Genomic DNA, 13,100 nt, shown 5'->3' with positions numbered 1-13,100 from the left:
TATCACTACTGGTAAGTCCAAAATATATCATACTTTAGGTTGATATGGAAAAAGGCCCGCCAGTGTTGGCGGGCCAAGTTTGCCCTCGTTGTTCACAGGGGCCACGGTTCGGATGAGAATTTCATCAGTATTTCAGAATGTTATGTCGTTCACCGGGTCAGAATGCCGCGCGTGACCACCTGTGCCTGAATTTCGGCAGCCCCTTCGAAAATGTTCAGAATGCGCGCATCACACAGTACACGGCTGATCTGATATTCGAGCGCATAGCCGTTGCCGCCGTGAATCTGCAGGGCGTTATCAGCATTCGACCAGGCGACGCGTGCGCCTAGAAGCTTGGCCATGCCGGCCTCGATATCGCAGCGGATATCCTGATCCTTTTCAAAGGCCGAGAAGTAGGTCAGCTGGCGGGCGATCATGGTTTCGACCACCATCCATGCGACTTTGCCGTAGACGCGCGGGAAGGCATAAAGCGGTTTGGAAAACTGGATGCGATCCTTGGCATAGCGCATGCCGATCTCAAGCGCGTTCTGGGCCACGCCGACAGCGCGGGCTGCGGTCTGAATACGGGCCGACTCAAAGGTCGCCATCAGTTGTTTGAAGCCCTGGCCTTCTTCGCCACCCAAAAGGTTCTCGGTCGGGACTTCGAACCCGTCAAAGGAAAGCTCGTATTCCTTCATGCCGCGATAACCAAGCACCTCGATCTCGCCCCCTGACATGCCATCGGCCGGGAACGGGTTCTCATCGGTGCCGCGTGGCTTTTCGGCCAGCAGCATCGACAGGCCGCGATAACCGGACTCGTCGGGGTTGGTGCGGGTCAGAAGCGTCATCAGGTCAGACCGCGCGGCATGGGTGATCCATGTCTTGTTGCCAGTGACCTTATAGGTATCGCCATCCTTGACCGCACGCGTGCGCAAGTGTGCGAGATCCGATCCATTGTTGGGTTCGGTAAAGACGGCAGTCGGCAGGATTTCACCCGATGCCAGTTTGGGCAGGTAGTGTTCCTTTTGCGCGTCGGTCCCGCCAAGGCGGATCAGTTCGGCGGCAATTTCCGAACGTGTCCCAAGCGACCCGACACCGATATAGCCACGCGACAGTTCCTCGGTGACAACGCACATCGCGGTTTTGCCCATGCCAAGGCCGCCGAATTCTTCGGGGATGGTCAGGCCGAACACGCCGAGTTCGGACATTTCATTGACGATTTCAATCGGGATCAGTTCGTCACGTTCGTGCCAGCCATGGGCATGCGGCGAGACCTTTTCCTCAACGAACCGGCGGAATTGATCGCGCACCATATCAAGGGTTTCGTCTTCAAGACCGGTTTCACCAAAGCGACCAGTATCAAGGCTGTCTTCGATTTCAGCGGCAATCGCCCGGCGCGTGGCATCGGAATTGCCACCGCGTGCAAGGGTCGCAACCGATGGGTTGGCAGCAAGGGATGCAATCAGGTCATCAGAAACGCCAAGGGTCGAAAGACGGATGATCTCGCCCTGTGACATCGGAATGCCACCGATGATCTGGGCCAGATATTCCCCAAACGCCGATTGCAGGATCAGTTGTTCGAGATTGCCGAACTTGCCCTGATCCTTAAGGCGATTTGCCCATGCCTTCATCTGGCCAAGGGCGGTGACATAGGTGGTGAACCAGGCAAAGCCGTGTGCGGCAAACTGGTTGTCATCAAAGGCATCGGCATTGACCCGGCCATCGACCGTTACAGCAGTCCGCAGCGCATATTCGGCCGCGTCATAAACCGGGCTGAGCGCGGCAAGGGCGTCATCGCACAAACGTTCGAGGTCAGGCAAAAGGGCGTTGTTCGTCATTCTTCGGGTCCTCGGATCAGGTCCTCGTCGTGCAATCCTGTGGGGCGATTGCGCGGATCAGTTATGAATGCATCAAAGCATAAAGGGTGGTGGCACCCCATGCGCAGATCGGGCGAGAATGCGCGCGGGGTGCCAGCTATCAGTCGAAGATTAATGTGGGACTAGCCTTCGACTGCTTCTTCAAGGGTACGCATGCCCGGGCGTTTTGCCTGAACCAGAACGGCCATGTTGCCGGGTTTGTGTTCGTTGCGCATCATCTTCATGTGAGCGCGCGGAATGTCTTCCCAACTGAACACTTCAGACATGCTCGGATCCAGACGGCGTTCGATCACGAGCTTGTTGGCCTGTGCCGCCTGTTTCAGGTTGGCGAAGTGACTGCCCTGAATACGTTTTTGCCGCATCCAGACAAAGCGCGCATCAAAGGTCAGGTTAAAGCCGGTGGTGCCGGCACAGAACACAACCATGCCGCCGCGTTTTACAACGTTGCACGATACCGGGAAGGTCTGTTCGCCCGGATGTTCAAAGACGATGTCGACGTCATTGCCCTTGCCGGTGATGTCCCAGATCGCCTTGCCGAATTTGCGGACTTCTTTCATATAGTCGCCAAATTCCGGGCCGTTGACGGTGGGAAGCTGTCCCCAGCAATTGAAATCCTTGCGGTTGATCACGGCCTTGGCACCCAGTCCCAGAACAAAGTCGCGCTTTGTTTCATCGGAAATGACACCAATCGCGTTGGCCCCGGCCGTTGTAATCAGCTGGATCGCCATCGAGCCCAAACCACCCGATGCGCCCCAGACCAGCACATTATGCCCCGGACGCAGGATATGCGGGCGATGGCCAAACAGCATACGGTATGCGGTGGCAAGGGTTAGCGTGTAGCACGCACTTTCTTCCCAGGTCAGGTGTTTGGGACGCGGCATGAGCTGCTGTGCCTGAACGCAGGTGAACTGGGCGAAGGATCCGTCCGGTGTTTCATAGCCCCAGATACGCTGGGTCGGGGACAGCATCGGATCGCCGCCATTGCATTCTTCGTCGTCGCCGTCATCCTGGTTGCAGTGAATGACCACTTCGTCGCCGACTTTCCAACGGGTGACTTTCGATCCAACCGCCCAGACGATGCCCGATGCATCCGATCCGGCAATATGGAACGGGCAATCATGGACATTGAAGACCGAGATCGGTTTGCCAAGGGATGCCCAGACACCGTTATAGTTCACCCCGGCTGCCATCACGAGAACAAGCACTTCATGGCTGTCGGGTTGGGTCACCGGCAAAACTTCGCACTGCATGGCCGTATCGGGTTCGCCATGGCGTTCTTCGCGAATCGCCCATGCATACATATTCTTTGGCACATGGCCCAGTGGCGGGATTTCGCCAATTTCATAAAGATCTTTTTCTTCCTGACCGCCACGGAAAGGCAGCACTTCAGCAGACGTATTCATGGCCTTCACTCCTTGTTCGGGGTCGATCCGGTTTGCAGGGTAATTAAATTACCAATGCTGCGTTGCGGTCGACGGATCCTCCAAGCCACGGAATTTATTTTATTTTCCCCGGGCATATCCCGGTTTCCTGCGGAATTTCAGCAAGGATAACCTGGGCGATATTTGTTTTCGCTTTTATCGCGTTGCACAAATTGTTATATAATTACCCAAGTGATGTCTAGTAGATAATTTAATAACGTTCAGACGTAATTATCGTAAAGACATTGAGTAATAAAAATACAAGAGGTCGCGATGTCGATGGAAAACAAGCGCAACGCAGCAAAGCCGGAACGCGATCGCCCGTGGCTGATCCGGACCTATGCCGGGCATAGCTCCGCACAGGCATCGAATGCGCTATATCGTCAGAACCTGGCAAAGGGGCAGACCGGGCTTTCGGTGGCCTTCGATCTGCCGACCCAGACGGGGTATGATTCTGACCATGTTCTGGCGCGTGGCGAAGTCGGCAAGGTTGGCGTTCCGGTGTCGCATCTGGGTGACATGATGACATTGTTTGACGGCATCCCGCTTGATCAGATGAACACGTCGATGACGATCAACGCGCCCGCCGCCTGGCTTTTGTCGCTTTATATTGCGGTGGCCGAAAAGCAGGGCACCGCGCGCGCCAGCCTGCAGGGCACGACCCAGAACGACATCATCAAGGAATATCTGTCACGCGGGACCTATATCTTCCCGCCGGCACCCAGCCTTAAGCTGATTACCGATGTCGCGGCCTTTACCTATCGCGAGGTTCCGAAATGGAACCCGATGAATGTGTGTTCCTACCACTTGCAGGAAGCCGGGGCGACGGCCGAGCAGGAGCTGGCCTATGCACTGGCAACCGCGATTGCGGTTCTGGATGCAGTGCGCGATTCGGGTCAGGTGCCCGAAGAAGACTTTGCCAAGGTGGTCGGACGCATTTCGTTCTTTGTGAATGCCGGAATTCGCTTTGTTACTGAAATCTGCAAGATGCGGGCATTCTGCGAACTTTGGGATGAAATCACCCGCGATCGTTACGGCATCGAAGACGCCAAATATCGCCGGTTCCGCTATGGGGTTCAGGTCAACTCGTTGGGCCTGACCGAACAGCAGCCGGAAAACAACGTCTATCGTATTCTGATCGAGATGCTGGCGGTGGTTCTGTCCAAGAATGCGCGGGCGCGCGCCGTGCAGCTGCCCGCCTGGAACGAGGCCCTTGGCCTTCCGCGTCCGTGGGATCAGCAATGGTCGCTGCGCCTGCAACAGATCATGGCCTATGAAACTGATCTTCTGGAATATGAAGACCTGTTTGACGGTAACCCGGCGATTGAACGCAAGGTCGGTGCGCTTAAGGAAGGGGCGCGGGCAGAACTTGCAAAGATTGATGAGATGGGCGGGGCGATTGCCGCAGTGGATCGCGGCTATATGAAACAGGAGCTGGTGCGGTCCAACGCGCTGCGTCTGGCCGATATTGAAAGCGGCCTGACAAAAGTGATCGGTGTGAATGCCTTTACCGAAACCGAACCATCACCGCTGACATCGGGAGAGAAATCAATCCTGACCGTCGATGACATGGCCGAACAGGACCAGATCGAAAAACTTAAAGGCTGGCGGTCCGAGCGCAATCAGTCCGAAGTCGATGCCACACTGACCGATTTGAAGTCAGCCGCCAGTGAAGGCCGCAATATCATGGAAAGTTCCATTGCCTGTGCCCATGCCGGGGTCACCACAGGCGAGTGGTCGGAAACCCTGCGCGACGTGTTTGGCGAATATCGCGCCCCGACCGGGATTACATCGATGATCGTGACCGGGGATGCGGAAAACCTTCAGGATTTGCGCAAACGCGTTGATGAGGTTTCCGACAAACTTGGTGAACGCATGAAAATGCTGGTGGGCAAGCCGGGTTTGGATGGTCATTCCAACGGGGCCGAACAGATTGCGGTCAAGGCGGGTGAGGCCGGGATCGAGGTGCTGTATGAAGGCATTCGCTGGACGCCAGAGGAACTGGTGCGCAACGCGATTGAAGACGGCGCGCATGTCATCGGACTTTCGATCTTGTCCGGGTCGCATGTGCCGCTGGTGCGTGAAGTGGTCAACGGGCTGCGTGCCCAAGGGGCTGGTCATATCCCGGTCGTTGTCGGCGGGATTATCCCGGAAGCTGATATGCTGGTGCTGCGCCAGATGGGGGTTTCGGCGGTCTATACCCCCAAGGATTATCAGTTGGCCAAGGTGATTTCCGAGATTGTTGATCTTGTGGATCGCAAGTCATCTGACAAACCAGCCGTTTCATCAAATGGTGCCGGAGACGCACATGGGGATGCCGCCCTTTATTAACGTCCATGCGGGCAGAACCATCTGACAAAAAACCGGTCGGACCCAACAACGGGTGCGACCGATTTTTTTTGGATGTGCCCGGATCAGGACTTGGCTGAGACGGTTTCCTGTTCGGTGCCATGCCGCTCGTTGACCCAGCTTTCGAAGGTCGAGGCGGGCAATGGCTTGGAGAACAGGAAGCCCTGGATAAAGTCGCAGCCCTTTTCCTGCAGATAGACAAGCTGTTCGACTTCTTCCACGCCCTCGGCAACGACTTCGAGGTTGAGGCTGTGACCAAGGCCGATGACCGCATCGACGATGGCCTTGTCATCGACATCGACATGAATGTCGTTTACGAATGAACGGTCGATCTTGATCGAGGTCACCGGGAACCGTTTGAGATAGTTCAGCGACGAATAGCCGGTGCCGAAATCATCAATCGCGATCAGAACGCCAAGTTCCTTGAGTTCCTTGAGCGTGGAGACCGCCTTTTCCGGGTTGTTCATCAGAATGGATTCGGTGATTTCAAGTTCCAGCGTGCCATGCGGCAGGGCGGTTTCCTTGACGATCTTGGTCACACTATCAACCAGTTCGGCATCCTGGAACTGTGCCGGGGACAGGTTGACGGCAATCCGAAGATCGGAAAGTGTTGAGTCGCGCCAGATGCGTGTCTGACGGCAGGCCTTTTCAAGAACCCATGCACCCAGACGGTTGATCAGGCCGCATTCCTCGGCAACGGAAATGAATTCGCCCGGCAGGATCAGGCCGCGTTCCGGGTGATGCCAGCGGACAAGCGCCTCGGCACCGACGACGCGTTCGGTGCGGCAATCGATTTTCGGCTGATAGTAAAGTTCGAGCTGATCGTGTTCGAGCGCGTTGCGCAGATCTTCCTCGATGGTTTTGCGTTCCTTGACCCGTTCGTGCATCGACGGCAGGAAGAAGCGGTAATTGTTTCGCCCTTCGGCCTTGGCGGCATACATCGCCATATCGGCGTTCTTGACCAGCTGTTCGGGGTTTTCGCCGTCTTCCGGGAACAGGGTGATGCCGACACTGGCGGTCGAATGCAGGCGGATGCCGCGGCAATCAAATGGCTGGCACAGCTCGTCAATGATGCGCTGGGCAAGGGCGATGGTGTCTTCGATGTTCTGGACGTCGGTCTGGATGATTGCGAATTCATCGCCACCAAGGCGGGCGGCGGTATCCGAATCCCGGATGATGCGCGACAGCCGCTGACCCATTTCCTGGATCATCAGATCGCCGACATCGTGGCCGAAGTGGTCGTTGATGTCCTTGAACCGGTCAAGGTCGACAAACAGAACCGTCACGCCGCGCTGGAAACGACGGGCCGAAAGCAGCGCCTGACGCAGGCGGTCAAGGAACAGGGTGCGGTTGGGCAGGCTGGTCAGAACGTCATGGACCGCAAGGTGACGCATGCGCGCTTCGGTCTGTTTACGTTCGGTAATATCGGTGTAGGTCGCAACGTAACCGCCGCCCGGCATCGGGTTGTGATCGACCTGAATGACGCGGCCATTCGGGCGGGTACGTTCCATGCGATAGGGTTCACGGCGACGGGCAATCGCAACGCGGTCGGAAATCAGCGCCTGAATGCTGACATCGCCATATTCACCACGTTCGCCGTTATAGCGCAGGATATCGGAAAGCGGTGTGCCTTCCTTGACCAGATCGCGTGGCAGGTTCAGCAACTCGATATAGCGTTCGTTCCAGACCATCAGGTTCAGGTCCTGATCGAACAGGCAGATGCCCTGACCGATATTGTGAAGGGTAGCTTCCAGCAGGGCCTGTTTACGCTGGGCCTCTTCCTGCGCCTGACCCTGAAGGGCGACCATTTCATTATATTCGCGGATCAGAAGGCCGAGTTCGTCCGAGCTGTTCCATTCCACCGGACGGCGCAGACGGCCGTGCTTGGTCATTCGGATGGAATGCAGCAGTCGGTTAAGCGGTTCCTTGATCGAGCGTTTGTTGGCGATCAGAAGGCTTGCGGCCACGACCGAGATCAAAAGCCCGAACAGGATCATGTCGATCGCAATACGGCGGAACAGCAAGTCCTGAACACGTGCGTCGGTGAAGTAAATGACCAGTTCGCCAACGTCATGGCGGACGTTGTTGCGTTCGAAATAGACACGGCGCGAAAGGCGAAGCGTGTCGGTCAATTCGGATTGCGATACACCGGTATGGGCAAATTCGGTGCCGTCTGCGCCCAGTGCCTGCACAGCAACGATGTCGCGATCGCGCGCCATGGCGTTGAGGGCAGATTCAATATTATCGACGTCGAGATACCAGAAAGGTGTCGCCAGAACGCGGGCGTTAATGTCGGCGGTCTGTTCGACTTTGCCATTCAGGTCGTCGCGCAGCACCTTGTAGCTGACATAGCCAAAGACGATGAAAAGCGCGAGCGAGAACAGCGAAACAAGCGGCAATGCGATAAACAGCAGCCGACTGCTCAAGGACTTTCGTTGTAAAAACCCGTACGATCCGCGTGACAAGCGTTCTCTCCCTGACACCCACTTTAGGCTAGTCGAATATAATGTACTCGACCTTTGTATGGGTGCCAACACCCCCTTGAATTAGTCTCAAGTCAAACCGCAACTTGATGAAAACGCAAGTTTGATTTCGTTAAACATTCAATTATCTGACACAAGCCAGCAAAGCTATTTATCTTGTAGCGAAGTCCCTCAGCTTCAAGCAATTTTCCCGATAACCGCGAAAAATTCGTTATCGGGGCACGGCTTGGCGGGCCAATTCGTCGCATCTTTCGTTTTCCGGGTGACCGGCATGACCCTTGACCCAGTGCCACTCGACCTTATGTGGTTCAAGGGCTTGCAGCAAACGTTGCCATAGTTCCACATTCTTGACCGGCTTTTTATCGGCGGTTTTCCAGCCACGTTTCTGCCAGCCGAAAATCCATTTGGTAATGCCGTCGCGGACATAGCTGCTGTCGGTGTAGATATCGATGACACAGGGACGTTTCAGGGCTTCCAGCGCGCTGATGGCGGCCATCATTTCCATACGATTGTTGGTGGTTTCCGGATCGCCGCCCGACATTTCCTTTTCGACACCCTTGAAGCGCAAAATTGCGCCCCAGCCACCGGGGCCGGGATTGCCGCTGCACGCGCCGTCTGTGTAAATCTCGACGCGGTTATCGTCACCGTTACTTGAAGTCATATTGTCGTGTTCCCCGCCTTTGTGCCTAATCCAGGCCATAGGCTGTTGCGTTTTCCACACGTTGGTGGAACCGCAATTTGTTGATGTATTCGCGCGGGTTCTTCGGGGTGACCAGCGCATCCTTGGGCGTATTCACCCAGTCATACAGCCGTGTCAGAAGGAACCGAAGACTTGCGCCGCGCGCCAGAATGGGCAGGGCGGCCTTTTCGACGTCCGAAAGCGGACGGACCTTGCTGTAATGCGACAGAAGGTTTTTGGCCTTGGTCACATTGAAACTGTTATCGGGTTCAAAGCACCAGGCATTCATGCAAATGGCAACGTCATAGCAAAACAGGTCATTGCACGCGAAATAGAAGTCAATCAGCCCGGAAACGGCTTCCTTGTTTGGAAAGAAGAAGACGTTATCGGGGAACAGGTCCGCATGAATGACTCCCTTGGGAAGGGCGTGCGGCCAGTTTTCTTCAAGAAATGCGAGTTCTTCGCCAATCATCTTGCCAAGGCCGGGTTCGACATCGTCGGCATGTTCCGCGCAGCTGTCGAAAAGCGAACGCCATCCCTTGATGCTCAGCGCGTTTGGCAGGTGCATTTCGAAGTCCTGACCGGCTGAGTGCAATTCCGCCAGTGCGGCGCCAACCCCGGCACAGTGATGGGGTTGAATGCGCCTCGGCGACATGCCCTGCAGGAAGGATGTGATGGCGGCCGGGCGACCACAAAGGCGCCGCAGGGCAACACCGTCCTTGCCGTGGATCGGGGTCGGGCAATTCAGGCCCTTGGCCGACAAGTGATCCATCAGTCCAAGATAGAAGGGCAGATCATCGGGATTTACCCGCTTCTCATACAGGGTCAGGATATAAGGAGCCTTGGTCGTCTGAAGCAGGAAGTTGGTATTTTCGACGCCTTCTGCGATCCCCTTGAACGATACCACGTCACCGATATCGTATTCGGCAACAAAGCGGGAAATATCTTCGTCTGAAACGTCGGTATAGACGGCCATGAGTTCTATCGTCGTCCTGATCTGAAAATAAGCATGTCCGCAGACCTAGCTGGCAAGCTGACGCGGCAGTTTGAAGGTGACATTCTCGTTGGTCAGCGTGATTGTCTCGACGGTCACGTCAAAGCGTTCCCGGCAGGCATCAATGACTTCTTCGACCAGGATTTCAGGCGCGGACGCACCGGCAGTGATGCCAAGGCTTGAAATACCGTCAAGCTTCGACCAGTCGATATCCTTTGCCCGTTCGACCAGAACCGACCGTGTGCAGCCTTCGCGTTTGGCGACTTCGACCAAGCGGTTGGAGTTCGAAGAGTTTGGCGCGCCAAGAACCAGAATGGCATCGGCCTTTTCCGCGATCAATTTGACCGCATGCTGGCGGTTGGTCGTGGCGTAGCAGATGTCTTCCTTTTTCGGCACCGCGATTGACGGGAAACGCCGTTGCAGGATTTCGATGATCTTGGCGGTGTCATCAAGTGACAAGGTCGTCTGGGTCACGAAGGCCAGATTTTCCGGATCGCTGATTTCGATGGTTTCGGCGTCTTCTTCGGTCTCGACCAGGGTCATGCTGCCGGGGGGTAACTGACCCATCGTGCCGATGACTTCGGGATGACCGGCATGACCAATCAGAAGAATATGTTTGCCATCGGCGTGATGACGTTCGGCCCCGCGATGGACCTTGGAGACCAGCGGGCAGGTTGCATCGAGATATTCAAGTTTGCGGGTTTCGGCGGCCTCTGGCACGGATTTCGGGACACCATGGGCCGAAAAGATCACCGGCACGCCATCGGGAACGGCATCAAGTTCGTCAACGAAAACGGCACCCATATCGCGCAGGCGATTGACCACGAATTTGTTATGCACGATTTCGTGGCGGACATAGACCGGTGCGCCATATTTTTCGAGTGCCTTTTCGACGATCTCGATGGCGCGATCAACCCCCGCGCAGAAACCGCGCGGATTGGCAAGAACGATCCGAAGGCTGGCTTTGTCAGACATGATACAGGTCCGGCTTTCCCAATTGCGTGCGGGCGTTGCCGACGCATTTTTCAAACATTCACGTTACATAACCCGCTTGATCATGCGGTGCAATGACTCTGGGGTAAATGGTCGGTGCGGGTTGGCCGAATTTTTGACGTTTTACACGGCCCAAGGCCTTTGAAGCGGGTTGTGCCGACATCCGCGACAGAATAGACTGCGCGCGGGCCGGTCGTCGCGACGTGGCCCGAAAACATTTGGTTTGATAGAGGCTTGGATGACAATCGGTAACGGACTTCGGCGCGTTTATGCATTGGGTATGGTCTCGCTTGGTGGATTGCTAAGCGCATGCGGCGGTGGCAACCCGTTCGAAGAACAGCCGGTCCCGGTTTGTCCGGCGGCCTATCTACCAAAGGATACGGCAAAGCTTGTCCAGTTCAGTGGTGCAGGCCGTGACCTGACCGATGTGATCGTCGAAGCCGAATTTACCGGATACCTCGGTGATTGCGGCTACGACCTTGATGACAAGGAACTTGATGTCATCATCAGCCCGATCATTACCGCCGAGCTTGGACCGGCAGCCCAAAACCGCAACGTTCAATTCAAATATTTCGTCGCCCTGCGTGACCCGAACGGCACCTTCATTCAGAAGTCGGTGTTTGACGTTAATATGGCGTTTGCCGACAATCTGAACATGGCCCGTATCCGTGACGAACAGGTGACCCTGTCGGTGCCGCTGGACGATGTCTGGACCGGTCCGGATTACGAAATCTATCTTGGTTTCCAGCTGAGCGCGGACCAACTTGAGTATAATCGCCGGTTCGGAACTGATTGATTTTATTCGGGTTTGGTCATTTGAAACGTGGCAGGCCGATCGTGCCCGAAAAATAGGGGCTGGTCGGTTTGCGCGGAAACCCGTATAACAGAAACATACCCAAATGATGCACGTGGGAGAGGCCGCAGTCCTTAGCGATGAGCGGACGCCGAAGGAGCAACCACCCCGGAAACTCTCAGGCAACAGGACCGCGTGGAGATGGGACTCTGGAAAGCAGGTGACCTGAATTTCTGATCAGGAACACCTCGCCGAAGATGTAAGCAGACCGGCTTCCTACCCCGGATGTGATTCTTTCAGGCTCCAAAGACAGAGGGGGAATGTGGTTGGCCACTGGTCGGCTATATTTCGCAACGATTGTCTTGGAGAACCTGATGGCGGATCAAGAATCCGAACTTCTAAAAACTGCCCTTTATGATTTGCATGTGGAACTCGGTGCTAAAATGGTGCCGTTTGCGGGCTATGCCATGCCTGTGCAATATCCGCTTGGTGTGAAGGGCGAACATCTTCATACCCGTGCGAAGGCAGGCCTGTTTGATGTGTCCCATATGGGGCAGGTGCGTTTGACCGGGGAGAACCGCGTGGCGGAGCTTGAAAAGCTTGTGCCCGGTGATATTGCCATCCTCAAACCCGGTCGCACCCGCTATTCGGCATTTACCCAGGACGACGGCACGATCCTTGATGATCTGATGATTACCAATGCGGGTGACAGCCTGTTTCTGGTGATCAATGCGGCCTGCAAGGACGATGATATCGTTCACATGCGTGCCAATCTTGGCGATGGTGTATCGCTTGAAGAAATCGATGACCGTGCGCTTCTGGCACTTCAGGGTCCGGACGCGGCCAAGGTGCTTGCGCGCTTTGCGCCATCGGTTGCCGATCTTAAATTCATGAGCTTTGCCGAAATCGAAATCGCTGGCAGTCTGTGCTTTGTGACCCGTTCGGGTTACACCGGCGAAGACGGCTTTGAAATTTCCGTACCCAACGCCGATGCCGAGGCGCTTGCACGCAAGCTGTTGGCCGAGGAAGAGGTCGAGGCGATTGGCCTTGGTGCACGTGATTCACTGCGCCTCGAAGCAGGTCTTTGCCTGTATGGTAACGACATTGATACCACCACGACCCCGGTTGAAGGGGATCTGAACTGGATCATTAATAAACGTCGCCGGGCCGAAGGTGGTTTCAAGGGCGCGGATGTGATCCTTGATCAGCTTGAACACGGTGCGGATCGCAAACGTGTCGGCATCAAGCCCGAAGGCAATGCGCCAGCACGCGAACACACCCAGATTTTGAACGCGGATGGCGAAGACATCGGCGAGATTACATCGGGCGGGTTTGGCCCGACCGTCGATGGTCCGATTGCCATGGGGTATGTCGCAATTGAATTTGCCGAACCGGGTACCAAGGTCGATCTTATGGTGCGCGGCAAGGCGCGCCCGGCCGAGGTGGTCGAACTTCCGTTCGCGCCGCATCGTTATTTCCGCGGTTGAGAACCAGAATTTATCATAGAGAGAGCGGCGCTACGCTGCATTGGC

9 protein-coding genes and 2 riboswitches are annotated in these 13,100 nt (G+C 55.8%); of the genes, 3 read left to right on the top strand and 6 right to left on the bottom strand.

Going from position 1 to position 13,100, the window contains the following annotated elements; genetic code table 11:
- Positions 1–149: 149 nt before the first annotated feature.
- Both TH4_RS03035 and ccrA read right to left on the bottom strand, forming a co-directional pair.
- Positions 150–1,817, bottom strand: coding sequence for an acyl-CoA dehydrogenase family protein (locus TH4_RS03035; protein ID WP_064779851.1), 1,668 nt, complete (start codon positions 1,815–1,817; stop codon positions 150–152).
- A 161-nt stretch (positions 1,818–1,978) separates the two neighbouring features.
- The gene (gene ccrA, locus TH4_RS03030) at positions 1,979–3,259 is read right to left on the bottom strand and encodes a crotonyl-CoA carboxylase/reductase (RefSeq protein ID WP_063088554.1); all 1,281 of its coding nucleotides are present in this window, start codon (positions 3,257–3,259) and stop codon (positions 1,979–1,981) included.
- Between the two features lie 291 nt (positions 3,260–3,550).
- On the opposite strand from ccrA, the gene TH4_RS03025 reads away from it, so the two are divergent.
- A complete protein-coding gene (locus TH4_RS03025) occupies positions 3,551–5,608 on the top strand; it encodes a protein meaA (RefSeq protein WP_064779850.1) in 2,058 nt (685 codons plus the stop codon).
- Between the two features lie 83 nt (positions 5,609–5,691).
- Here the strand turns inward: TH4_RS03025 and TH4_RS03020 are convergent, their stop codons facing one another.
- From TH4_RS03020 to ispH, 4 genes are all read right to left on the bottom strand, one after another.
- Entirely contained in the window at positions 5,692–8,052 is a 2,361-nt protein-coding gene (locus TH4_RS03020; RefSeq protein WP_064779849.1) for a putative bifunctional diguanylate cyclase/phosphodiesterase, read from the bottom strand.
- Between the two features lie 268 nt (positions 8,053–8,320).
- On the bottom strand, positions 8,321–8,770 hold the full coding sequence (gene rnhA, locus TH4_RS03015; RefSeq protein WP_008889182.1) for a ribonuclease HI: 450 nt from the start codon (positions 8,768–8,770) through the stop codon (positions 8,321–8,323).
- A 25-nt stretch (positions 8,771–8,795) separates the two neighbouring features.
- Complete coding sequence (locus tag TH4_RS03010; protein ID WP_008889183.1) at positions 8,796–9,764, bottom strand: homoserine kinase; 969 nt, start codon at positions 9,762–9,764, stop codon at positions 8,796–8,798.
- Positions 9,765–9,809: 45 nt separating this feature from the next.
- Positions 9,810–10,757 carry a 4-hydroxy-3-methylbut-2-enyl diphosphate reductase gene (gene ispH, locus TH4_RS03005; RefSeq protein WP_008889184.1) on the bottom strand — a complete coding sequence of 316 codons (948 nt, stop codon included), beginning with the start codon at positions 10,755–10,757 and terminating at the stop codon, positions 9,810–9,812.
- 256 nt (positions 10,758–11,013) lie between these two features.
- On the opposite strand from ispH, the gene TH4_RS03000 reads away from it, so the two are divergent.
- Together TH4_RS03000 and gcvT are read left to right on the top strand one after the other, a co-directional pair.
- The gene (locus TH4_RS03000) at positions 11,014–11,571 is read left to right on the top strand and encodes a hypothetical protein (protein WP_063088556.1); all 558 of its coding nucleotides are present in this window, start codon (positions 11,014–11,016) and stop codon (positions 11,569–11,571) included.
- A 103-nt stretch (positions 11,572–11,674) separates the two neighbouring features.
- A riboswitch (glycine riboswitch) is annotated at positions 11,675–11,772 on the top strand.
- Between the two features lie 3 nt (positions 11,773–11,775).
- Positions 11,776–11,883: riboswitch (glycine riboswitch) on the top strand.
- A gap of 59 nt (positions 11,884–11,942) precedes the next feature.
- Positions 11,943–13,055: a glycine cleavage system aminomethyltransferase GcvT gene (gene gcvT / locus TH4_RS02995; protein WP_064779848.1), complete on the top strand. Its 1,113-nt coding sequence runs from the start codon at positions 11,943–11,945 to the stop codon at positions 13,053–13,055.
- Positions 13,056–13,100 lie beyond the last annotated feature (45 nt).

The sequence above is a fragment of the Thalassospira tepidiphila MCCC 1A03514 genome (genome assembly GCF_001662875.1).
GTDB lineage: Bacteria > Pseudomonadota > Alphaproteobacteria > Rhodospirillales > Thalassospiraceae > Thalassospira > Thalassospira tepidiphila.
Note: the sequence above shows the minus strand (reverse complement) of the source record. Positions and strands in the feature narration are given on the sequence as shown.

Excerpts from the sequence above, each read along its gene's own strand:
- ispH (WP_008889184.1), bottom strand. The coding sequence starts at position 10,757 with ATGTCTGACAAAGCCAGCCTTCGGATCGTTCTTGCCAATCCGCGCGGT.
- TH4_RS03035 (WP_064779851.1), bottom strand. The coding sequence starts at position 1,817 with ATGACGAACAACGCCCTTTTGCCTGACCTCGAACGTTTGTGCGATGAC.
- TH4_RS03025 (WP_064779850.1), top strand. The coding sequence starts at position 3,551 with ATGTCGATGGAAAACAAGCGCAACGCAGCAAAGCCGGAACGCGATCGC.
- gcvT (WP_064779848.1), top strand. The coding sequence starts at position 11,943 with ATGGCGGATCAAGAATCCGAACTTCTAAAAACTGCCCTTTATGATTTG.
- TH4_RS03010 (WP_008889183.1), bottom strand. The coding sequence starts at position 9,764 with ATGGCCGTCTATACCGACGTTTCAGACGAAGATATTTCCCGCTTTGTT.
- rnhA (WP_008889182.1), bottom strand. The coding sequence starts at position 8,770 with ATGACTTCAAGTAACGGTGACGATAACCGCGTCGAGATTTACACAGAC.
- TH4_RS03000 (WP_063088556.1), top strand. The coding sequence starts at position 11,014 with ATGACAATCGGTAACGGACTTCGGCGCGTTTATGCATTGGGTATGGTC.
- ccrA (WP_063088554.1), bottom strand. The coding sequence starts at position 3,259 with ATGAATACGTCTGCTGAAGTGCTGCCTTTCCGTGGCGGTCAGGAAGAA.